This window comes from Mesorhizobium sp. Root552 (genome assembly GCF_001427285.1).
Lineage (GTDB): Bacteria > Pseudomonadota > Alphaproteobacteria > Rhizobiales > Rhizobiaceae > Mesorhizobium.
The window spans coordinates 22,916-45,317 of the sequence record NZ_LMFV01000007.1; the positions used below are offsets into that span (position 1 = coordinate 22,916).

Annotated in this window: 21 protein-coding genes and 1 pseudogene; 7 read left to right on the forward strand and 15 right to left on the reverse strand. The window is 60.8% G+C overall.

Annotated elements, in window-relative coordinates; translation table 11 throughout:
* Positions 1–17 precede the first annotated feature (17 nt).
* The 6 genes and pseudogenes from ASD50_RS22265 to ASD50_RS04165 all read right to left on the reverse strand — a co-directional run.
* Positions 18–692: pseudogene (locus ASD50_RS22265) on the reverse strand (extracellular solute-binding protein); the annotation flags it as partial.
* Positions 602–1,051: an ABC transporter substrate-binding protein gene (locus ASD50_RS23745; protein ID WP_056236543.1), complete on the reverse strand. Its 450-nt coding sequence runs from the start codon at positions 1,049–1,051 to the stop codon at positions 602–604. The gene ASD50_RS23745 and the pseudogene ASD50_RS22265, both read right to left, overlap by 91 nt.
* 21 nt (positions 1,052–1,072) lie before the next feature.
* Positions 1,073–1,909, reverse strand: a complete 837-nt coding sequence (locus ASD50_RS04150) for an ABC transporter permease (RefSeq protein WP_056236544.1) — start codon at positions 1,907–1,909, stop codon at positions 1,073–1,075.
* A 1-nt stretch (position 1,910) separates the two neighbouring features.
* Positions 1,911–2,831, reverse strand: a complete 921-nt coding sequence (locus ASD50_RS04155; RefSeq protein ID WP_056236546.1) for an ABC transporter permease — start codon at positions 2,829–2,831, stop codon at positions 1,911–1,913.
* Between the two features lie 32 nt (positions 2,832–2,863).
* Positions 2,864–3,958: an ABC transporter ATP-binding protein gene (locus ASD50_RS04160; protein ID WP_200952374.1), complete on the reverse strand. Its 1,095-nt coding sequence runs from the start codon at positions 3,956–3,958 to the stop codon at positions 2,864–2,866.
* A gap of 175 nt (positions 3,959–4,133) precedes the next feature.
* Entirely contained in the window at positions 4,134–5,591 is a 1,458-nt protein-coding gene (locus ASD50_RS04165) for a CoA-acylating methylmalonate-semialdehyde dehydrogenase (protein WP_056236548.1), read from the reverse strand.
* A 248-nt stretch (positions 5,592–5,839) separates the two neighbouring features.
* Here ASD50_RS04165 and ASD50_RS04170 point away from each other — a divergent pair, with 248 nt between their 5' ends.
* A complete protein-coding gene (locus ASD50_RS04170) occupies positions 5,840–7,333 on the forward strand; it encodes a PLP-dependent aminotransferase family protein (RefSeq protein ID WP_056236549.1) in 1,494 nt (497 codons plus the stop codon).
* A gap of 42 nt (positions 7,334–7,375) precedes the next feature.
* On the opposite strand, the gene ASD50_RS04175 is transcribed toward ASD50_RS04170, so the two are convergent.
* On the reverse strand, positions 7,376–8,257 hold the full coding sequence (locus ASD50_RS04175) for a D-alanyl-D-alanine carboxypeptidase family protein (RefSeq protein ID WP_244484427.1): 882 nt from the start codon (positions 8,255–8,257) through the stop codon (positions 7,376–7,378).
* A 177-nt stretch (positions 8,258–8,434) separates the two neighbouring features.
* Here ASD50_RS04175 and ASD50_RS04180 point away from each other — a divergent pair, with 177 nt between their 5' ends.
* From ASD50_RS04180 to ASD50_RS04190, 3 genes are all read left to right on the forward strand, one after another.
* Complete coding sequence (locus ASD50_RS04180; protein ID WP_056236554.1) at positions 8,435–9,517, forward strand: hypothetical protein; 1,083 nt, start codon at positions 8,435–8,437, stop codon at positions 9,515–9,517.
* A 15-nt stretch (positions 9,518–9,532) separates the two neighbouring features.
* Positions 9,533–10,192: a nucleoside triphosphate hydrolase gene (locus ASD50_RS04185; RefSeq protein WP_274533311.1), complete on the forward strand. Its 660-nt coding sequence runs from the start codon at positions 9,533–9,535 to the stop codon at positions 10,190–10,192.
* Positions 10,193–10,273: 81 nt separating this feature from the next.
* The gene (locus ASD50_RS04190; RefSeq protein WP_056236558.1) at positions 10,274–10,630 is read left to right on the forward strand and encodes a hypothetical protein; all 357 of its coding nucleotides are present in this window, start codon (positions 10,274–10,276) and stop codon (positions 10,628–10,630) included.
* 11 nt (positions 10,631–10,641) lie between these two features.
* On the opposite strand, the gene ASD50_RS04195 is transcribed toward ASD50_RS04190, so the two are convergent.
* The 3 genes from ASD50_RS04195 to ASD50_RS04205 form a co-directional block, all read right to left on the reverse strand.
* The gene (locus ASD50_RS04195; protein WP_056236560.1) at positions 10,642–11,346 is read right to left on the reverse strand and encodes a glutathione S-transferase N-terminal domain-containing protein; all 705 of its coding nucleotides are present in this window, start codon (positions 11,344–11,346) and stop codon (positions 10,642–10,644) included.
* Positions 11,347–11,470: 124 nt separating this feature from the next.
* Complete coding sequence (locus ASD50_RS04200; protein WP_056236562.1) at positions 11,471–12,679, reverse strand: beta-ketoacyl-[acyl-carrier-protein] synthase family protein; 1,209 nt, start codon at positions 12,677–12,679, stop codon at positions 11,471–11,473.
* An 11-nt stretch (positions 12,680–12,690) separates the two neighbouring features.
* Positions 12,691–12,945 (reverse strand): acyl carrier protein, encoded by a 255-nt coding sequence (locus tag ASD50_RS04205; RefSeq protein WP_056236564.1) that lies wholly within the window; start codon positions 12,943–12,945, stop codon positions 12,691–12,693.
* 211 nt (positions 12,946–13,156) lie between these two features.
* Here ASD50_RS04205 and ASD50_RS04210 point away from each other — a divergent pair, with 211 nt between their 5' ends.
* A complete protein-coding gene (locus ASD50_RS04210; protein ID WP_056236567.1) occupies positions 13,157–13,414 on the forward strand; it encodes a DUF1272 domain-containing protein in 258 nt (85 codons plus the stop codon).
* Here ASD50_RS04210 and ASD50_RS04215 read toward each other — a convergent pair.
* Both ASD50_RS04215 and ASD50_RS04220 read right to left on the reverse strand, forming a co-directional pair.
* Positions 13,411–15,168, reverse strand: a complete 1,758-nt coding sequence (locus tag ASD50_RS04215) for a hydantoinase B/oxoprolinase family protein (RefSeq protein WP_056236569.1) — start codon at positions 15,166–15,168, stop codon at positions 13,411–13,413. The two genes, ASD50_RS04210 and ASD50_RS04215, sit on opposite strands and share 4 nt — an antisense overlap.
* Before the next feature lie 3 nt (positions 15,169–15,171).
* On the reverse strand, positions 15,172–17,244 hold the full coding sequence (locus ASD50_RS04220) for a hydantoinase/oxoprolinase family protein (RefSeq protein ID WP_056236571.1): 2,073 nt from the start codon (positions 17,242–17,244) through the stop codon (positions 15,172–15,174).
* A gap of 208 nt (positions 17,245–17,452) precedes the next feature.
* On the opposite strand from ASD50_RS04220, the gene ASD50_RS04225 reads away from it, so the two are divergent.
* Together ASD50_RS04225 and ASD50_RS04230 are read left to right on the forward strand one after the other, a co-directional pair.
* Positions 17,453–18,280 (forward strand): ferredoxin--NADP reductase, encoded by an 828-nt coding sequence (locus ASD50_RS04225; protein ID WP_056236703.1) that lies wholly within the window; start codon positions 17,453–17,455, stop codon positions 18,278–18,280.
* 243 nt (positions 18,281–18,523) lie between these two features.
* Positions 18,524–19,369 (forward strand): fumarylacetoacetate hydrolase family protein, encoded by an 846-nt coding sequence (locus ASD50_RS04230; protein ID WP_056236573.1) that lies wholly within the window; start codon positions 18,524–18,526, stop codon positions 19,367–19,369.
* A 64-nt stretch (positions 19,370–19,433) separates the two neighbouring features.
* On the opposite strand, the gene ASD50_RS04235 is transcribed toward ASD50_RS04230, so the two are convergent.
* From ASD50_RS04235 to ASD50_RS04245, 3 genes are read right to left on the reverse strand one after another with little or no spacing between them, the layout of a single operon-like run.
* Positions 19,434–20,432 carry an ABC transporter ATP-binding protein gene (locus ASD50_RS04235; RefSeq protein WP_056236575.1) on the reverse strand — a complete coding sequence of 333 codons (999 nt, stop codon included), beginning with the start codon at positions 20,430–20,432 and terminating at the stop codon, positions 19,434–19,436.
* A gap of 10 nt (positions 20,433–20,442) precedes the next feature.
* On the reverse strand, positions 20,443–21,504 hold the full coding sequence (locus ASD50_RS04240) for a Gfo/Idh/MocA family protein (protein ID WP_056236577.1): 1,062 nt from the start codon (positions 21,502–21,504) through the stop codon (positions 20,443–20,445).
* On the reverse strand, positions 21,501–22,340 hold the full coding sequence (locus ASD50_RS04245; protein WP_056236580.1) for a carbohydrate ABC transporter permease: 840 nt from the start codon (positions 22,338–22,340) through the stop codon (positions 21,501–21,503). The genes ASD50_RS04240 and ASD50_RS04245 overlap by 4 nt, the downstream gene beginning before the upstream one ends.
* Between the last annotated feature and the right edge of the window lie 62 nt (positions 22,341–22,402).

Genomic DNA, 22,402 nt, shown 5'->3' on the forward strand with positions numbered 1-22,402 from the left:
CTCCCGTCCAAACGGCATCACTTGAGGAAATTCGTCCACAAGCGGTCATAAAGCTTGATGACCTTCTCGTTGCAAACCTTGACGAATTCCGGCTTCGGAGCTCCTTCCGGCGGGCGGTACTCATGCGCCTTGGCCAGTTCGGCATCGACGAATTTTTCGCTACCGACAACCCCGTTGGCGTAGCCGGTAAAATTGGTCATCATTGCCGCGTTTTCAGGGTCCATGAGGAAATTCATGAACAGCTTGGCGTTTTCCAGATTGGGAGCGCCCTTGATGACGACGAGATTGTCCATCCAGCCGGTGTAGCCTTCCTTCGGATAGGAATACTGGAGGTCCGACCGACCCTTCCTGGCCAGATAGGCCTTGCCGTTCCAGATCTGCGCCAGATCGACCTCGCCCGATTCGGCGAGTTCCTTCGATTCATAGGCGAAGCTCTTCACCGATGGCTTCAGTTCGGTCAACAGCGCCTGCACCTTCTTCAGGTCGTCGGGGTTTTCATTGCAGCGCGGCAATCCGAGGTAGCGCAAGGCGGCGTTGATGACGTCATTGACGTCGCGCAGCAGGTTGATGCGCCCCTTGAGTTCGTCCGGTGGGTTGAACATCACGCCCAGCGTATCGACGTCGCCCTTATAGACCTTGGTGCTGACCGTAAACGAGGTGGTGCCCCACACCCACGGCACCGAATAATGGCGGCCCTGGTCCCAGTAGACGTCTGCCCATTGCGGCTCGAGGTTCTTGTATTCTCGAACGTGTTTGGCTCGACCTTCTCGATCAGGCCTTCCTTGATCAGGATCTCCACCATGTAGTCGCCCGGCACGGCAAGATCGTAGCCGGTGATGCCCGACTTCAGCTTGGCAAGCATGGTTTCGTTGGAATCGTAGGTATCGACCGTCACCTTGACATCGTACTTGGCCTCGAATTTCTTGACCATTTCCTCCGAGATGTAATCACCCCAGTTGAAGATGGCGAGCGACCCCTCGGCGTGCGCCGATACAGGCATCATCATGAATGCAGCGATGGCGATGTAGGATGCTGTTGAAATGCGGCTCATCGAACCTTCCCCTTTTGATGTTTATGGTTGTTCTGTGGCTGGACGAACGTGCTTGGAACCCGCCTTGGCGACGAAATAGGAAGCGGCAACCAGGACGATTGAAACAGCAAGAAGCACGGTCGAGATCGCATTGATCTCCGGCGTCACCCCTTGCTTCAATTGCGTGTAGACATAGACGGGCAGCGTGCCTGAACCCGCGCCGGCAACCATTGCCGTGATGATGAAATCATCCAGCGAGACAACGAAAGCCAGCATGGCGCCCGATATGATGCCCGGCATCAGAAGCGGCATCGTCACATGGCGGTAGGCGTCCAGCGGCGAGGCATAAAGGTCTGACGCAGCCTCCTCCAGCCGCGCGTCCATCGTCTCCAGCCGGCTGCGGATCGGCAGGTAGGCGAACGGAATGCAGAACACCGTATGCGCGATGATGATGGTCAGCAGCGACAGCTTCATGCCAAGCAAGGCGAAGAAGGAAAGCGTGCCAACCGCGATAATGATCTCGGGCAACATCAGCGGCAGGTTGACCAGCATGTAGAACGCCTGCGAGCCACGAAAGCGCTGTCCGCGCCCGGTGGCAAGCGCCGCCGCAGTGGCAATCGCGGTGGCGACGATCGTTGCAATCACCGCGACGACCAGTGAATTCCACGCTGCATTCTGCAGCCCGCCATTGTAGGCAGCCTTGGCGTACCATTGCAGGCTGAAGCCGCCCCATACCGTGACCGCACGGTTGGCATTGAAGGAAAAGACGACGAGAACCAGCATCGGCACATAGAGGATGAACAGGCATAGCCCCGTCACCGAGCCAAAGCCGCGAAACGAAATAAGCGAATGAGGTTCTTTGCGCTGGAGAATTGCCATGTCAGCGTCTCTCTGCAGTATCGGGAACGCGGCTTCGACGCGCCGCCAGCATCAGCACGACAAGGATCGCCGCAAGCAGGATAACGGCAAGTGCCGCCCCGAACGGCCAGTTGCGGCTGCTGCCGAACTGCAACTGGATCAGGTTGCCAATCAGGAGCTTGCCGCCGCCGCCCAGCATGTCCGGCACCAGGAATGTTCCAAGGCTCGGAATGAAGACGAGCAGGCTGCCGGCGACGATGCCGGGACGAGCGTGCGGCAGGATTACTTCTGTGAACACACGGCGCGGCGTGGCGTAAAGATCGTAGGCAGCCTCGACCACGCGCCGGTCCATCCTCTCCAGGTTGGCATAGAGCGGCAGGATCATGAACGGCAGGTAGCTGTAGACGAGCCCGGCCCCCATCGCGAAGTCGTTGTAGAGGTATGTCACCGGCGTGCTGTAGAGGCCGAGACCAATCGCGATCGAATTGACCAGGCCGTCGTCGCGCAGGATCAGCAGCACGCAGAAGGTTCGGATCAGGAGGTTGGTCCAGAACGGCAAGGTGATCAGGAAAATGAGCAGGTTCTTTTGCCGGTCGGGCCGCGTCGCGATGAAGTAGGCGGTTGGAAAGCCGATGATGAGGCTGACCACGGTAGCCGAAACGGCAAGCATCACCGAGCGCAGGAAAATCTGCAGATAGGCCGCATTGAAGGCCAGCGTTTCGTCAAAGATATCGCGCTCGAACAGGAACTGCGTGTAGGCCTCGGTCGAGAACTGCCAGACCACGCCGCCGAACGTTGCCGGCACGAGGAACGAGTAGGTGATGATGATCACCAGCGGCAGAACCAGGAAAAAGCCGATCACCAAAACGGCCGGCAACAACAGCAGGCGTGACTTGGGAAACTTCTCCCGCTTGGGTTCGGGAGCCGGGATCAATTCCGGCATTGGTGCCGTTTCCAGTTTGGCGCGCGCGTAAGTCAAGTTGAACGCCCCACCGTCCTGAACGCACCTTCTTCGGCCCGCACCCTGACGGCGGCGCCGACATCGAACCGGTTGTCGATCGCGCTCGCATTCTGAATGCGGGCCCGCAAGGTTTCGCCACCCTCGAGATCCACATAGTAGACCGTATCAGTGCCGAGATAGAGCTTGTTGGTCACCACGCCGCGCAACCGTGCCTGCGGGTCGCTTGCCAGATCATCCGGGTTGCCGAGGCGCAGTTTTTCCGGGCGCACGAAGGCAAGTGCCGGGTTGTCGTCATCGGCAGGCGTATCGCCGAGCGGCAGCAAGGCGCCAGAGCTTGTCTTGAATTCCGGCTGCTTGCCGGGAAGCCGGATGAGCTTGCCTTCGAACACGTTGGTTTCGCCGACGAACTGCGCGACGAACCGGCTGCGCGGCCGCTCGTAGATGTCGTCAGGCGTACCGACCTGCTGTATGCGGCCCTCTGAAAGCACCGCGATGCGGTCACTCATGGACAGTGCTTCGCCTTGATCGTGCGTGACGAAGATGAACGTGATGCCGGTGTTGCGCTGAAGCAATTTCAGTTCCACCCGCATCTCGTCGCGCAGCTTGGAATCCAGCGCCGACAGAGGCTCGTCCAGCAGGAGGACACGCGGCCTTGCCGCAAGTGCCCGGGCCAGCGCCACACGCTGCTGCTGGCCGCCGGAGAGTTGGTGCGGGTAGCGATGCGCAAGGCCTTCCAGTCGGACAAGGCGAAGCATGCGCTCGATTTCGGGCTCGATCTCCGGCGCTGGCCGCCGCAGCATCCTCAGGCCGAAGCCGACATTTTGCGCGACGGTCTGGTGCGGAAACAAGGCGTAGTGCTGGAACACGGTGTTGACCGGACGCGCATTGGGAGGCGTCCCTTCTACACGCTCGCCAAACAATTCAATCGTGCCGGAGGTTGGATGTTCAAAGCCGGCAATAAGACGCAGCAATGTGGTCTTTCCACAACCAGAGGGTCCAAGAAGCGTGAAGAACTCGTTGTCGTTGATCGTGAGGTTTATGTCGTCCAGTACAGGGTGCGCACTGCCGCCGGCGAAAATCTTGCTGATTGATTTCAGTTCTATCGTCACGGATTTCACCTGCCCCGTAGCCGTATCAACCTTGTTCGGCGACACCGCCCGCAAAAGTATAGTTGTTCATGGTGTTGTCGATAGGCATAGTTTCCTTTGTTTTCGCCCTTGGGAAGAAATGACTGCGCCGATCACGCAGTTGGCTAGCACCTCTCAATTGGCGTCGACGGGTTAGCTATGGCCACCTCGTCGTCAGAACTTGCCGGCGCGTGTAGAAATTGACGCCATCCGCCCCGTGAACTGCAAGATCCCCGAAGATCGACTTCTTGCTGCCCCCAAAGGAATAGTAGGCGACAGGCGACGGCACCGGCACGTTGACGCCCGGCATACCGCAGTGAATGTCCCGCTCGAACTGGTGCGCAGCCTTGCCGGAGGAAGTGAACAGAACGGCGCCATTGCCGAGCATGTGCTCGTTGCTCAGCTTAATGGCGCCGTTCAAAGTTTCCACTCGCATGACTGCGAGTACCGGTCCGAAAATCTCTTCTTTATATATCGTCATGCTAGGTGTGACGTTATCGAAGATGACCGGACCGATGAGGAAACCGTCTTTATTGGAAGCGTTTGAAGGGCGACCGTCGAGCCGCAGGGCGGCTCCTTCCTGCACGCCCGTCTCGATGAGACGCAGGATTTTCTTGTACTGTTCCAGCGAATTGACCGGCGGCACGAAACAGTCCGCCTGCGTGCCTGCCGAAACCTTCAGGCGTGAAGCAGCGTCAACCAGCGCAGGCATCAGCTTGTCGTAGGCTTCTCCTACCGCCACCACGACCGAAATCGCCATGCAGCGTTGGCCGGCGGAATTGAAGGCGCCATTGAGAATGGCATCGACCGTAGTCGGCATGTCGGCATCGGGCATGACGATGGCATGGTTCTTGGCGCCGCCAAGCGCCTGCACCCGCTTGCCGTGACGGCTGGCCGTTTCATAGACGGAGCGCGCCACGGCGCTTGAGCCGACAAAAGAAACCGCCGCGACATCCGGATTCGTGACAAGCGCCTCGGCAACATCGCGACCACCGTGTACGACGTTGAAAACGCCATCCGGCAAGCCTGCTTCGCCCAGCATTTCAGCGATCATGTTGACGGCGCTTGGCGTCTTTTCGGAGGGCTTCAGTACGAAGGTGTTGCCGCAGACCAGAGCCAGCGGAAACATCCACATCGGGATCATTGCCGGATAGTTGAACGGCGTAATGCCGACACATACGCCGAGCGGTCGCCTGGACGAACGGGTCGCAATCCCGGTCGCCACATGGTCGGAGTTTTCGCCCTTGAGCAGATGCGGCGCACCCATGGCAAATTCGACGACTTCCAGTCCGCGTTGTATCGAACCGTAGGCATCTGAAAGCGGCTTGCCATGTTCACGCACGATGGCGTGCGCCAACCGGGTCTTGTCCCGCTCCACGATGTCGCGAAAGCGCATCAGGTGACGAGCTCGCTGGGCAGGCGCCACCTCTTTCCAGCTCTCGAAAGCTTCGCTCGCGGCACTGACGGCGGCGTCAACAATAGACTGATCGGCACAAATCAGCCGGGCCGTGGCAGAGCCGCTTGCCGGATCGATGACCACCGTCTGCCTGTCGGATCTCGCTGGCTTGCCGGCGACGACCGAAGAAATATGGGGCAGATCAACAAGATCGTTCATGTTTCAGGATCCGTTCTTGCCCGTACCTGGACCGCCGCCGACTGAGGCCGGAGGCAGGCTCATGAAGGCCAGATCACGTCGATTTCTCTTGTGATGTCAGCTTCCTAGAAACATGGAACCACACATAGAAACAGTGTAAGCAAACAGATGGATACAGTTTCACGAAGGCATGGGTTCACTGGGATCTTGACGGAGAAACATCACTGGAAAACTGAAGTCGCCTGCCTGCTTCGCAAAAGGAACTTCTGATGCGAGACAGCCTGTTCCACATCGACCGCAGCAGCGGGCTCACCCTTCAGATGCTGCTGCGTGAAAAGCTGGTGAGCGCCATTCTGGCCGGCCATCTGCCGCCAAGCTCGCGCCTACCCTCCTCGCGGTTGATGGCCAAGCGGCTGAAAGTATCCCTCAATACCGTGCTGCTGGCCTATCAGGCCCTGACGGAAGACGGCTATATCGTGGCGCGCGACCGTTCCGGTCATTATGTTGCGCCGGACATCATGCACCGCCTGCCGCCGGAGTCCGGGGTAGGGCCGGCTCAGGCCGCTCAACCGGGCAACTCTCCCGTCGACTGGGCAGCCAAGCTTGCGCTGCATCCGGCCGAACAGTCCAACATCGTCAAGCCCAAGAACTGGTACGACTATCCCTACCCGTTCATCTACGGCCAGGTCGACGCCAACCTGTTCCCGGTGAGTGTCTGGCGCGACTGCACCCGGCAGGCGATGAACCGCAAATGGCTCTACGCTTGGACGGAGGATCGCTACACCGAAGACGATCCGATGCTTGTCGAGCAGATCCGGCAGCGCGTGTTGACACGACGAGGCATCCTGGCAAAGCCGGATGAAGTGCTGGTCACGCTCGGTTCGCAAAATTCGCTCTATCTTTTGGCAAGCCTTCTGGTGCGGCCAGGCACGGTGGTGGCGATGGAAGATCCGGGCTACGCCGATATCCGCAACATGTTCTCCCTGCTGTCGGCAGACGTACGCACCGTCGCCCTAGACACTGAGGGGCTGAGGGTTGATCAACTTGGCGCGGCGCAACTGGCCTTCGTGACGCCAAGCCACCAGTTTCCGACCAATGTCACCATGAGCCTCGACCGGCGACGGGCCCTGCTCGACTGGGCGAGTTCGTCCGACGCGCTGGTCATCGAAGACGACTATGAATTCGAGACAAACTACTACGGCAGCCCTATCCCCGCGCTGAAATCGCTCGATACCGCCGACCGTGTGCTCTACACCAGCAGCCTGTCGAAATCACTGATGCCCGGCCTGCGCATCGGGTTCATGGTCGGCCCGCGCGAACTGATCAAGCAGGCACGGGCGCTGCGCCGGTTGATCCTTCGCCATCCGCCCAGCAACAATCAGCGCGTGGCGGCGCTCTTCCTCTCGCTCGGTCATCACGATGCGCTGATCGCCAAGCTGCATCATGCCTATACGCAGCGTTGGCAGACCCTTGCTGCGGCGCTCGACGCCTACCTGCCCGGCTGGGCGCAGGCGCCGACATTCGGCGGCACTTCGTTCTGGGTAAAGGCGCCACCATCGATCGATGCGCGGCTCCTGGCAGCGCGGGCGATCGAGAGAGGCGTGGTCATAGAGACGGGCGATGTCTATTTCGCCGACCCCGAGCAAGGGCGCAACTACTTCCGCCTCAGCTTCTCTTCCATTCCCGAGGACCGCATCTGGTCGGGTATCGCCAACCTTGCCGCCGCGGTCGCCCAGCTAAAGCACGAAACGTCAGGGACCTGAGCCTTCGCCAGCCAAGGCGGCTGCCCGCGTGGCGGAAGGTGCTCAATTCCCGAATACGAACTGCGCCTTTGCAGGGGATGGCGACAACGCCCTTTGCAACAGCATCTCGGCGTGCGCATTGCGCTCACGCGCGCTGTCGGCTCCCATCACGACCACGACCAGCCGTTTGCCGCCGGCATCATATGACGTGACGATGTTGAAGCCCGAGGCTCGAACATAGCCTGTCTTTATCCCGTCGACGCCCGGAACGCGGCTCAGCAGTTCGTTGTGCCCACGTACGAGCTGGCCACGGAACATGAAATCAGTCGCCGAGAAATAGTAATAGAACTGCGGAAAACGGGCGCGCAGGGCGAGGCCAAGCACCGCCATATCGCGCGCTGTCGTGTGCTGGCCGCCATCAGGTAGGCCAGAGGCATTGCGAAAGACAGTGCCGCGCATGCCGATCTGCCTGGCCTTGGCTGTCATCGCGGCCGCGAACGCGTCTTCACTACCGCCCAGATATTCGGCAACTGCCACGGCCACGTCATTGGCGGACTTGACCGCCAGCGCCTTGATCGCCGTATCGACGTCGACGGTCTCACCGGCCCGGAAACGCAATTTGGTCGGCGGCTGCGATGCAGCGTTAGCGGAAACGGGTATCTGCGTCTCCTTCGACAACCGTCCCGACTCCAGTGCCTCGAACACCAGATAAAGCGTCATCATCTTGGTTAGCGAGGCCGGGTAGCGCGAGGCGGTCGAGTTCATTTCGAAAAGCTGCTTGCCGGTGCGGGCATCGACCACGATTGCTGCATATTTCTGTGGCGCGGCAGGCACGGTCAGCACTTGTTCCGGCGTTGATGCCGTGGTGCAGCCGCTTACCAATGCCAAAAGGGCGAAGGAGACGACAATCTTTTGCAACAGGGAAAGGAGGCGTGCGCTGGACAAGACCATATCTGCGTTGACTAAGACACCGGTTCAGGAAGCGGCGCGAACCTAGCCTAACAGGTTTGCCGCGTCTATTTGGATCGCTTGTCAGCGCGCAGGCGATGGTGGATTGCTGTGGGCAACGCGGGCCACCTCTTACTTTCGGCTCGGCGAATGAAGCTCTCGACAGGAACAGGGATGGACATCGCGACTTTCGAAGCCAAAGGCATTCGCATCTCCGTCGACCTCGCTGTCGGCCATCTGGCTGACTTTGTCATCGAAACCCAAGGCCGCAAGCTGAAACCCCTGCATCGCGCGCCGTGGGCGGACGGACCGCCAGAACTGCTGCCAGCTCATTTGCCGGAAGGCGTGCGGCGTCTTTCAGGCGATTTCCTATGCGCACCATTTTCGCGCAGCGACGTCGAAGAGGCGCCTCTACACGGCTGGCCTGCGAACAGTGCCTGGGAAGTTGCCGACAGCACGGCAGTAGACAAAGGCCGGCGCATGCTTTTTCGTCTCAAGCGCAAGGTCATGGGCGCCACGGTGGAAAAGATCCTGACGCTGCGCGACCATCATCCCTTCCTTTATCAGGAACATGTGTTCCTTGGCGGATCTGGGGCGATTTCGGTCGCTCATCACACCATGACGCAAATGGGGGCGGGCGGGCACTTGGCATTTTCACCCAAGCGGCTTGCCGCTACACCCGAACAAGCGCCTGAAACAGATCCAGCGCGTGGCCGTTCGCTGCTGACATATCCGGCACGCGCCACGAACCTTCAGCAATTTCCAACCGCGGATGGCACGTTCACTGACCTCACCGAATACCGGGCGAACGGCCGCCATGAAGATTTCGTAACGCTGCTCGAAGCAGATCATGATGGTCCGGGCTGGGCGGCAGTTGCGCGGCAGGCCGAAGCCGACCTTGTGTTGGTGCTAAAGAACCCAGCCCAACTGCCGGTCACCATGCTTTGGATCAGCAATGGCGGGCGCGACTACGCGCCATGGAATGGCCGTGGAGGTGTTATCGGCATCGAAGATGGCCGAGCTGCCATAGGCCATGCCGCATCGCTCGGCGACAACTGGCTGAAGCGCGAAGGCGTTTCCACTGCATTTGCGCTTGGCGGGCGCATATCGTTTCGCCAGATCATCGGTGCCTTGCCACTGGATGGATTTGGGCTGCCTCGCCACATCGACACGGCAAGCGGCCTTCTGCGCATTTCGGCCGACCAAGGCTCCCCAAGGCAGGTTCCTTTCGATGATCAGTTTCTGTGGTCCGCTTGATTTGAAATCGCCGCAATCTGTGAACACAGTGCCGAGGTCCACGGGCAAGAGAGCATGTCAGAGATCGCGACCATAGCCGCTGCCATCTTCAAGCGCGCAGGAAAAGCGCAGCGCTGCCTTATTGCCATTGCCGGCCCGCCCGGCGCCGGCAAGTCCACCCTGGCGGCCGCGCTACGCGACCTTCTCCCGGAGGGGACAGCTGAAGTCGTACAGATGGGCGGCTTCCACTATGACGACGTCGTGCTCAACCGGCGCAGCCTTCGTGCCCGCAAGGGTGCGCCCGAAACCTTCGACTTTGCCGGCTTTGAAATTTTGCTGAAACGGATCAAGGCCGGAGAACCCGATGTCGCCATTCCCATCTTCGACCGCAACATGGAACTCTCCCGGTCCGCCGCCGCGGTGATTTCCTCCGACATCAAATTCGTGCTGATCGAAGGCAACTACCTGCTGCTTGACGAAGAACCCTGGGCGCGTCTTGGCGGCCTGTTCGACTTCTCCATCTTTGTCGATCCAGATCGTGCCGACCTGGAGCAGCGTCTTCTGTCGCGCTGGCACGAGCATGGAAAGTCCGACGACGATGCCCGCGCTTGGGTTGCGTCCAATGACATCCCGAATGTCGAGCGCGTCGTCGCGCGCCGGCGTGCGGCCGACCTTACCATTGGCAACCGCAGTTGAGCGGCCGGATCCGATGTTGGAACCCGGCCTCAGCTTGTTCGTTATTGCGGATAACAAATTAGACAGGAAACGAGAGATTCGATGGCAACCAAGGCAAAAAAGACGGCTTCCAAGCCAGCCAAGACAACTCACGTGAAAGCCGGAGCTGATCCGGCAATCGCAGCGCGCTCGAAAGATGCCAAGCCTGCATTTGGCAAGGCCGCTCCGAAGAGAGTGACGCCGATCACTGCCAAGGCGACCAAGGCCAAGTCGCAAAGCGCCTCCTCGGCTGCCCGTGAAGGTACATCGATTGCCGCGAAGGTTGCCCGCACTGTGAAAACAACCGCAAATGTTGCAGTAGGCGCAGTCGTGGCGACCGCAAAAGGCGCTGCGACGCTCGCGTCGTCGGCCGTGGGCAAGTCCGGCACCAAGGCCGGATCTCGCGCCAAGGCCAAATAGGCGAGCGCCGATTATGGTCGTGCAGGGATGACTACGCCCTTCTGCACGGCCGGGCGCGCCAGACCGCGTTCCAGCCAGGCGGCAACTGCCGGAAAGTCGTCGAAGCCGACCAGTTCACGTGCGTCGTAAAAGCCGATCAGGTTGCGGACCCAGCCGAGCATCGAGATGTCGGCGATGGTGTAGTCGTCGCCCATGATCCAGGTCCGCTCCTTCAGCCTGCCGTCGAGGACGCCGACAAGACGGCGGGATTCGACGCGGTAGCGTTCCAGGGGACGCTTGTCGCTGATTTCCCGGCCGGCGAATTTGTGGAAGAAACCAAGCTGGCCGAAAATGGGCCCAATCGCTGCCATCTGGAAGAAAACCCACTGGATCGTTTCGTAGCGAAGGGCCGGGTCAGCGGGCAGTAATTTGCCGGTCTTCTCGGCAAGATAGAGCAGGATGGCGCCGGATTCGAACAAGGCCAGCGGTTTGCCGCCCGGGCCGTCGGGGTCGATGATCGATGGGATCTTGCCGTTCGGATTGAGTGACAAGAATTCCGGCGTCCACGTCTCGTCCTTGCCGATGTCGATATAGTGCACCTCGTAAGGCAGGCCGAGTTCCTCCAGGATGATCGAGACCTTGACCCCGTTCGGGGTGGGCGCCGAATAGAGCTGGATGCGGTCGGGATGCTTCGCCGGCCAGCGCTTGTCGATGGGAAAGTCTGAAATACTGCTCATCAAGAACTCCTTGGAAGGATAGGCAAATCTGCCGGCAGGCCGCCATCAGGCAGACCCGCGATCCATCGCCATGCATATGGGATGGGGCATAGATTTGACGAGACGGCCAGGACGGCAAGCTCGATCAAAATACCTTGAATGCAAGCACCGCATTGGTTCCACCAAAGGCGAAGGCGTTGCTCAGGGCTGCACGCACCTTGCGCTCGCGTGCCACGTTCGGCGTGATGTCGAGGTCGCAATCTGGATCGGGCTCGCGGAAATTCGCCGTCGGCGGCACGACGTTCTCACGAATTGCGTTGATGCAGGCGATCATTTCCAAAGCACCCGATGCACCGAGGCAGTGCGCATGCATCGATTTGGTTGATGATACCGACAGATTATAGGCGTGATCGCCGAACACGCGCTTGATCGCAACGGTTTCGATCTGGTCGTTGGCCTTTGTGCCGGTACCGTGGGCGTTCAGGTAGTCGATATCCTCGGCATTGAGGCCGGCATCGGCGAGGCAGGCCCGCATCGCATTTTCCGGACCGTCGATCGTCGGCGCCACAATGTCCGACGCATCGCCTGACAGTCCCACGCCGGCAATCTCGCCCAGTATCGTCGCGCCACGCGCCCTGGCATGCTCGAGGCTTTCCAGAACCACCATGCCGGCGCCTTCGCCCAGCACCAGGCCCTGCCTGTCAGCGGAGAACGGGCGGCAGGTGTCGGGCGAGAGGACGCGCAAGGCTTCCCATCCTTTGAGGATACCCCAGACCATGGGAGCGTCGGTGCCGCCTGTAACCATGACGTCGGCGCGCCCAAGCCTGATCTGGTCCACGGCAGCAGCAATCGCATGGTTCGACGACGCGCAAGCCGAGGTCACGCCATAGACGGGACCGCGCAGACCAAGGCTCATGCTGACCTGGCCGGCTGCCGCGCCCGGCATGACCTTCGGCACGGTAAAAATCCCGGCCCTGTTCTTGCCGTCGATCAAAATCGAACGGTAGTTCTCCTCGACAGTCTCCCAGCCGCAGATACCGACACCGACAATTGAACCCGCGCGACGGGTATTGGCATCAGTGATTGCCAGTCCGGATTGCTGCAAGGCCTCGCGCGCGGCAATCACCGCGAGCAGGCTGAAACGATCCATAGCGACGAGCTGTTTTCGGTCTATGCCGTGATCGGGCAGTCGCTTGATTTCGCAACCGGTGCGCACCTTAATATCATGCAGGGCGAGATTGCAGATCGGGCCGATCGCCGAACGGCCGGCGCGCATTTCTGCCCATATGTCAGCAGCATTGGTGCCGAGACCGCATATCCCGCCAATGCCGGTGATGACGACGCGTGTGCGCATGACAGGCGAGATCAGGCTTTCTTGTCGATCAGTGCGCGAACGGCCTCGACCATGTCGCCGACATTCTTCAGGTTGCTCCAGGCCTCGACCGTGTTCATCTCGATCTCGATGTTGTACTTCTCCTCAAGGTCGAAGATGATCTCGGTGAGTTCGAGCGAATGGATGCCAAGAGCGGTCAGCTCGGTATTTACTGTGATCTGATCATCACCAGGTTCGGCATGTTCCTTGATCTTCTCGATGATTTCCGTCGCGAGCTGATCAGCCATTCGGTTCCTTTTCCCTTCCCGACCTGACGCTGCAGCGCCTTTTACCCTTGGCAACCATTTGTTGCCCCACTCACTGCTCCAAGAGAGCAAAGAGCCTATTCTCTATAGAAACCGAAGCCTATCGAAGCAACAACCATATCAACAAAGCCCGTATTGTGCTTAAGGTTCCAACCTCCAGCGCGTTTCCGCAGAAATGCAGAGTAGGCTCCAGATGCTCGAACTGCGCCCAAACTGTGAATGCTGCGGCAGGGATCTGCCGCCTGACGCTGCCGACGCCCGCATCTGCACATTCGAATGCACCTTCTGCGTTGATTGCGCCGAAGGCGTGCTGGGCGGCGTTTGCCCCAATTGCGGCGGCAATTTTGCAGCCCGTCCGATCAGGCCCGCCACCATGCTGGCCAAATACCCCGCGTCGACCCGGCGCGTGCTGAAGGCGGAAAGTTGCAGCCCTATCCGCAAGGTTGGCTAGATCGCGCGGTTGCCGGCGCGCCTCAGCCTTGCCGTCGCTTCCAAATCGACCTTGGAACCATCTTCGGATATGGCAACGCCGAACTTCCCGGCAACTTCTTCAGGCGTGTAGTAGCCAAGCGAAACGTCCCGCAACACGGCCTGTGGCTCGCGCCGAAAAGGATCGCCATAGCCGCCGCCGCCCGGCGTCGCCACGCGCACGCGATCACCTGCCTTGAGCGGAATGTCCTGTTCCTTGGACAGATGCGGCGGTACATGCGCCTCACCGTTACGGAATACAGTCACGGAATTGACCGCGCCGTCATCGCCGCCGAGCACGCCTTGCGGGCCGAAGCGGCCATGATCCATGACGAACGAGGCGCGCGCCTGGCCACGCAGGAGCTCCACCTCATAGGCAAGGCCGAACCCGCCTCGTTGCCTGCCGGCTCCGCCCGACCCTTCACGCAATGCATAGTGACGATAAAGCACCGGAAACGCCTGCTCCATGATTTCCACCGGCGGCGATTTGGAAATGCCGATGGTGGAACAGCCATTGGTGAGGCCGTCGTGTCCTATATTGCCGCCATAACCGCCACCGGAAATCTGATACATGACGTAGTCGCGTCCGCGTCCCGGATCGCTGCCGCCAAGGGCAAAGTTGCCGCTTGAACCGGCAGGCGCCGCCGTCACCTTGTCGGGCAGGGCCTGCACCATGGCCGCAAAGACGGCTTCGGCGATGCGCTGCGAAACTTCCGCCGCGCACCCCGAAACGGGTCGTGGATATTTCGCGTCGAGAAACGTTCCCTCCGGCCGCTTGACGACGAGCGGTTCGAAAGCCCCGGCGCTGATCGGAACGTCCGGGAAAATATGGCGCATGGCGAGGTAGACCGACGATAGGGTTGTCGCCAGCACGCTGTTCATCGGCCCCGCACATGGCTTCGACGAGCCTGAAAAATCGAAAGTCAGCGTATCGCCCCGTTTCTCGATGGCGAGTGCGATGGTGAGCGGCTCATCCACCACGCCGTCGGAATCGACATAGGCTTTTGAACAATAGGTGCCGTCCTCGACGGTGCGGATGTTGGCGCGCATCTGGCTGGCAGCCCGCGCTCGCAGTTCCGCAATCGCCTCGATAACCGTGTCGTCGCCATATCGGTCCAGGATCTCGAACAGCCGGTCCTGGCCCACCATCAAGGCCGCGGCCTGCGCCTTGATATCGCCGATACGCTGGTCTGCCACCCGGATGTTCGAACAAATGATCGCGTAAATCTCCGGGTCGAGCTTGCCCTTCTTGAACAGCTTCACCGGCGGCAGGCGCAGACCTTCCTGTTCGACGGCCGTGGCGGATGCGGAAAACCCTCCAGGCACCGCGCCGCCGATATCCGGCCAATGGCCGGTGTTCGACAGCCAGCAGAAAATCGCACCGTTGCGGTAGACCGGCATCGCGAAGCGCACGTCCATCAGGTGCGTGCCGCCGAGATAGGGATCGTTGACGATGTAGATGTCACCGGGCTGCGGAGGCAGGCAGCGGCCGTCCGCGATCATCTCGATCACGGTCATAGTCGAATATTGCATGACGCCGACGAACACCGGCAATCCTTGGCTGCCCTGTGCAATGAGCGATCCGTCAACGGCGGAATAAATGCCGTCGGAGCGGTCGTTGGCCTCCGCGATCACCGGCGAAAACGCCGCGCGCGAAAACGTCAGGTCCATCTCGTCGCAAGCCTGCTGGAGGGCCGCCTGGATAACCGAAAGCGTGATCGCGTCGAGCCCTGCCATTGCTCAATCTCCGGCAATGTCGATGATCAGGTTGCCATCCCTGTCGGAGAGCGCGACATCTCCCGGCTCCAGCACGGTCGTCGCGTCCATCTGTTCGACGATCGCAGGCCCCTTGACCACCGCGTCCAGCGGCAGCTTGTCGCGCGAATAAACTGGCGTGTCGTGCCATTCACCGTCGAACCAGACTGGCCGCATTTCCAGCCGCGCATCCTCCAGTCGTGCCGCCCTTCCCGCCGGATCGATCAACCGCGAGAGGTCGATATCGGGCCGCACGCCGATGACGGAGGTGTTCAGATTGACCAGATTGGCGCGGATTTCCGGCAATTCTACCTTGAAACGGACGAAGTAGCCTTTTTCGAACAGTTGCTGCAACGTGGCCCGCGTTATTTCCGCAGAAGGCAGCGGCACGTTGATGATATGGGTCTGGCCGACAAATTGCATGTCAGCGGAATGGACGACATGCAGTGATTGCGGCCGCACCGCCTCCTTGGCGATCAGCTTCGCCCCCTCCTTGCGATGATGGTCCAGAACTTCCCGGATGAGCGCCTCATCGACCAGAGCCACCGGCTGGTTGACCGTGTTGACGAAATCATGGCGCAAGTCCGCCGCCACGCAGCCCAGCGCATTGGTTATGCCCGGCCGCGCCGGCACCAGAACCTTGGGCAGCCCAAGCTCCCGCGCCAAAGCCGCCGCATGCAATGGGCCGGCGCCGCCAAAGGCGAACAAGGCGAAGTCGCGCGGGTCATGCCCTCGCGACACCGAGACCATGCGAATGGCTCCCGCCATCTTCAGATTGCCGAGCCGCAGCACCGCACCTGCTGCCTCGACACCGTCCAGCCCGCTGGCAACGCCAATCTTTTCAGCGAAAACCTTGCGCACCGCGTCCACCGATACGGGATTGTCGACTGCCAGAAGCTTTTTCGGCGCGAGCCGCCCAAGCACCAGATTGGCATCGGTCAGCGTCGGCTCGGTTCCGCCGCGACCATAGCAGATCGGGCCCGGATTGGCCCCGGCACTTTGCGGGCCAACCTGGATCAAGCCGGCCGCATCGACGCGGGCAATCGAGCCGCCGCCTGCCCCCACCGTATGCACTGCCACCATCGGCACATGGATCGGCATGGCATATTCGATCTCGATTTCGTTCGAGACCGCCGGCTCGGCGTTGCGGATCAGGGCAACGTCGGTCGATGTGCCACCCATGTCGTAGGTAACAAGGTTGCCATAGCCTGCCCGCCTGCCAGTGTAGGCGGCGGCGATGACGCCGGAAGCCGGCCCGGACATCACGGTCTTTGCCGCCTCGCGGGTAACGAAGCGGGCCGAGATCATGCCGCCATTGCCGTTCATCATCAGGAAGTCGCGATCATAGCCTTGCGCCGCCAGTTCGTTGCGCAGTTTCGCGACGTAACGTTCCAGGATCGGCTGCACCGAAGCGTTGACGCAGGCGGTTACGCCGCGCTCGAACTCGCGCGCTTCGGACAATAGCGAGTGTCCTGTGGTGATGTAGCCGTTCGGCCAGCTTTCCGCGGCGATTTCGGCGGCGCGCAGTTCATGCGCCGGATTGGCATAGGCATGCAGGAAATGGATGACGAGCGCTTCGCAACCGGCGGCCAGCAAGGCGGCCACGGCGCGGCGGACATCATCCTCATCCAGCGGCGCGCGCACTTTACCCGTCGCCTCGATGCGCTCGTCGACTTCGAGCCGCAGATTGCGCGGAACGACCGGCGTAAAGGTGCCGGTCATGCCATAGGCTTGCGGGCGCGTGCGCCGGCCAAGCTCGATGATGTCGCGAAAGCCCTTGGTGGTGATCATGCCGGTCTTGGCGAGGCGTCGTTCCAGAACGGCATTGGTGGTCGTCGTCGTCCCATGGACGATCAGGTCGACATCACGGACGGGAAAGCCCGTTGCGCCAAGGGCTGCGACGACGCCGAACGCCTGATTGTCGGTAGTCGTCGGGGTCTTGGCGATATGCACCCGCCCGCCGTTCTTTCCATCGATCAAAAGGAGGTCGGTGAAAGTGCCGCCCACATCGATGCCAGCGACGACGCTGCCCGACTGTGCCGGAACTTTCTCACGCATTGGCCAAATCCGAAATGCCCGAACTGCTTCTATGTACCAGATTGGAAAGGCGTTTTACGAGCGTATCTTGACGCAAAACTCATTTGTATACTAATAGTTTCAGGGCACAAGGTCTTACCAGACAGAACTGCACGAAGGCGCGACGGACCCAAAAAGGATCGGGCGCATAGAGAATTTCGTGCGCCGCATTTGGCAGAAGGTCGTCTTGATGAACACCGTACCTCTCCTGAATACCGCCGACGCGCGACCGCTGCAGTTTCCCATTCCGGCCAATGTCTATGCCCAGAGCGTTGTCTCTGTCCGGCATTATACCGAGCGGCTGTTTTCCTTCCGCATCACCCGCCCGCAATCGCTGCGCTTCCGCTCCGGCGAGTTCGTCATGATCGGGCTCCCCAACGCCGAGAAGCCGGTGTTCCGTGCCTATTCCGTCGCCAGCCCGTCCTGGGACGACGAACTGGAGTTCTTCTCGATCAAGGTTCCCGATGGTCCGTTGACCTCGGAACTGCAGAAGATCGAGATCGGCGACACCGTTCTCATGCGCCAGAAGGCAACCGGCACGCTGGTGGTCGATGCCCTGACGCCGGCAAAGCGCCTGTTCATGATCTCGACCGGCACCGGCGTTGCGCCGTTCGCAAGCCTGCTGCGCGATCCAGACACCTATGAGAAGTTCGACCAGATCGTGCTTACCCACACCTGCCGCGACAATGCCGAGCTCACTTACGGGCAGGAGCTGGTCGCCTCGCTGGAAGCCGACCCGTTGATCGGCGAACTCACCAGCGGACGCGTGACGCTCTACAATTCGACGACGCGCGAGGAGTCCGAGCGCATGGGCCGCATCACCGGTCTCATCGAAACCGGCAAGTTCTATTCGGACCTGGATATCGAGCCGCTCAATCCTGAAACCGACCGCATCATGATCTGCGGCTCCATGCACATGCTACAGGACGTCAAGGCATTGGCGGAAAAGCTTGGTTTCAAGGAAGGCTCGCTGGCCAATCCGGCCGAGTTCGTCGTCGAGCGCGCTTTCGTCGGCTGAGCGAAGCGTCTTTTCCGCTGCGCTTTGGCAATCACAGCGCCGGACAGGCCGGCGCGTAATTCTCTTGTGATGAAAACAAGTTTCCCATAAATAAACATCGGCACGCATGGGGCGCGCTCTTTGCCCCACTGCGCCGCGCTGGGCGGTTGTGTCTCATTGGCCTATCGCGGCGGACCGGGATAGGAAGCCTTACCCGCTTGGCCTCGGTTAGGTTTGCGCGGGAACGCATTCGAGGGAGGAAACATGAAACTGTTGCGATATGGCGAGACCGGGTCCGAAAAGCCGGGGATTCTCGATGCGGACGGTACGATCCGCGATCTTTCAGGGCATGTCGCCGACATTGGCGGCAAAGTGCTTGAACCGGCTTCGCTTGCGTCGCTTGCCAAGCTCGATCCCAAGACGCTGCCGGCCGTCGCCGGCAACCCGCGCATCGGCCCCTGCGTCGCTAATGTCGGCAAGTTCATCTGCATCGGCCTCAACTATTCCGACCACGCAGCCGAAACCGGTTCCGCCGTTCCATCCGAACCGATCGTGTTCATGAAGGCGAATTCGGCCATCGTCGGCCCGAACGATGACGTGCTCATTCCGCGCGGCTCTGAAAAGACCGACTGGGAGGTCGAGCTTGCCATCGTCATCGGCAAGAGCGCCAAATACGTCTCCGAAGCCGATGCACTCGACTATGTTGCCGGCTACTGCGTCGCCCATGACGTGTCCGAGCGTGCGTTCCAGGTCGAGCGCAAGGGCCAGTGGACCAAGGGCAAGTCCTGCGACACGTTCGGTCCGATCGGACCATGGCTGGTGACCAAGGACGAAGTCGCCAATCCGCAGGATGTCGGCATGTGGTTGAAGGTCAACGGGGAGACCATGCAGGACGGCACGACCAGGACCATGGTCTATGGCGTCGCCTACCTCGTCTCCTACCTCAGCCAATTCATGTCGCTGCATCCCGGCGACGTCATCGCCACCGGCACGCCGCCCGGCGTCGGCATGGGCAAGAAGCCGCCGCGTTATCTGAAGCCCGGCGACGTGGTCGAACTCAGCGTCGAAGGCCTCGGCACGCAGAAGCAGACCTTCCGGGCAGACGCCTAAGCATTTCCAGCAAAAGCGTGAAGCGGTTTTGCGTCCGGAAATGCGACAATAGGGCCTCGGCGACCTACTTCACCGCCCGGCCGTCTTCGCCGAAGCGATAGGTTCTTGCCGGATCGGGCGTGGCATAAAGCGTCGCGCCCGGTTCGGCATCGTAGACGCCAAAAACGCGCACGGTGAGCAGGCCGGCCTTCTCGCAATCGAGATAGATGTTGGTGTCGGCGCCGAGATGTTCGGCATGGATGACGGTGCCCTTCCAGGCGCCCTTCTTCGCATCGACCGTAAGATGCTCCGGCCTGACGCCGATGGTCTTGACGCTTTCGCCGAGGCGCGCGCCCTCGATGAAGTTCATCTTCGGCGAACCGATGAAGCCCGCGACGAAGACATTTGCCGGCGAATTGTAGAGTTCCATCGGCGCGCCGACCTGCTCGATGCGGCCGGCGTTCAACACCACGATCTTGTCGGCCAGCGTCATCGCCTCGACCTGGTCGTGGGTGACGTAGACCATCGTCGCCTTCAGGCGCCGGTGCAGTTGCGCGATCTCGAGGCGGGTGTTGACACGCAGCGCCGCGTCGAGGTTCGACAGGGGTTCGTCGAACAGAAACAGCTTCGGCTCGCGCACCACGGCACGGCCGATGGCGACGCGCTGGCGCTGGCCACCGGAAAGCTCCGCCGGACGCCGCTCGAGGTAAGGCTCAAGCGAAAGCATCGTCGAAGCCGCCGCAATCCGCTTTTCGATCTCGGCGGCTGGCGTGCCGGCCTGTTTCAGGCCAAGAGCCATATTGTTCCTGACCGTGAGATGCGGATAGAGCGCGTAGGTCTGGAACACCATGGCGATGCCGCGCTTCGCCGGCGGTGTGGACGTAACCTCGTTGCCGTCGATGATGACGTGCCCGGAACTGGCATCCTCCAGCCCCGCGATGACGCGCAGCAATGTCGACTTGCCGCAGCCGGACGGCCCGACAAAGACCACGAACTCGCCGTCGGACACGGCAAGGTCTATGCCCTTCAGCACGTCGACCGGACCGAAGGACTTCTTCACGTTTTCGATGTTGAGAGAACCCACGGCGTTTTTCCTATAGCTTGACGGCTTGGCCGGTGCGCACGCTCTCGTCGGCAGCGAGGCAGACGGCGAGCGATTTCACGGCATCGTCCATGTGACGGGTCAGATCGAGGTTTTCGCGGATCGCCTTCAACACGAAGGCCTGTTCCAGATCGCACAGGTCCTGGTGACCCGGTTCGCCCTGCATCGACAGCATCTCGTCAGGGCGGGCGAATTTGCCATTCGCGCCAGTTCTGGCGCTATGAAGGCGTATGGTCGATGTCTTGGTGTGGGTATCGATGTCGTCCGACTTCGCGCCCTCGGCCATGACGATGGACACGCAGCCATTGGGCGAGATTACATCCTTCACGAAGAAGGCCGTTTCCGAAATCATCGGTCCCCAGCCGGCCTCGTACCAGCCGACCGAGCCGTCATCGAACAAAACCTGCAGGTGGCCGTAATTGTACATGGCCGGCGCGATCTCGTCGGTCAGGCGCACGCCCATGCCGCGCACCTCGACCGGTCTTGCGTCGGTGATCTGCAGCATGACGTCGAGATAGTGCACGCCGCAATCGACGATCGGCGAGGTCGTCTGCATCAGTTGCTTGTGCGTTTCCCAGGTCGGGCCGGACGATTGCTGGTTGAGGTTCATGCGGAAAACGTAAGGCCCGCCAAGCAGCCTGGCCTCTGCGATCAGCCGCATCCATGACGGGTGATGGCGCAGGATGTAGCCGATGACCAGTTTCCGGCCGTTGGCCTTGGCGGCATCGACCACGCGGCGAGCATCGGCCACGGTCGTTGCCAACGGCTTTTCCACGAACACATGGCAACCGGCCTCGAATGCCTTCACCGCATAGTCGGCATGGCTGTCCGAATAGGTCGCGATGGAAGCCAGATCCGGCTTTTCCTCGCGCAAGGCGTCGTCGAACGAACGCCTTATCTCATGGCCCGCCAATCCGCCCGGCAACGGCACGTCGGAGCGGTTGACGAGCGCCGCAATCTCGAAGCCGGGGTTGTTGTGATAGGCGAGCGCGTGGCTGCGGCCCATATTGCCGAGCCCGGCAACCACGACCCTGACCGGTTGTTCTTTACTCACTTGACTGCTCCAGACGTGATGCCGCGGATCAGTTGCCGCGAGAAGATGAGATAGAGGACCAGCACCGGCAGGATGGCCAGCGACAGCGCCGCCAGCACGGCATTCCAGTTGGTGACGTATTGGCCGATGAACATCTGCGCGCCGAGCGTGATGGTCTTCGTCGCTTCCGAAGGCGCGAGGATCAGCGGGAACCACAAATCGTTCCAGATCGGGATCATGGTGAAGACGGCAACGGTTGCCATGGCGGGCCTGACCAGCGGCAGCACCAGCCGGAAGAAGATCGTGTATTCGGACAGCCCGTCGATGCGTCCGGCATTCTTCAGGTCATCAGAAACCGTGCTCATGAACTCGGCCAGGATGAAGATGGCGAGCGGCAGGCCCTGCGCGGTGTAGACGAGGACGAGCGCGGTGAGCGTATTGACCAACCCGCTTGCCACCATCAACTGCAGGATGGCGACAGTGCCCAGCCGGATCGGGATCATGATGCCGAGCGCCAGATAAAGCCCCATCAGCTTGTTGCCGCGGAACCGGTATTCCGAGAGCGCGAACGCCGCCATCGCGCCGAACAGCAGCACGAAAAACAGCGAGGAGACGGTGACGATGAAGCTGTTCTGGAAATATTGCAGGAAATCGCCCTGTGCGAGCACCGTCCGGTAGCCGACAAGATCGAACGTCTCGGCAGTCGGCGGCGTCATCGGCGCATTGAAGATGGCGTTGCGCGCCTTGAACGAGTTGATGACGATGATGAACACCGGAAACAGCGCGATGATCGTGTAGGCGATCAGGATCGCATGCGCGGCCGCCGAGCGGGAAAACGAGTTGGTTGCTCTGCTCATGACCCGTCTCCCAAGGACCTATCGACATTCAGGTTTCGGGCGTGGCGCGAGCCGGATTTCGG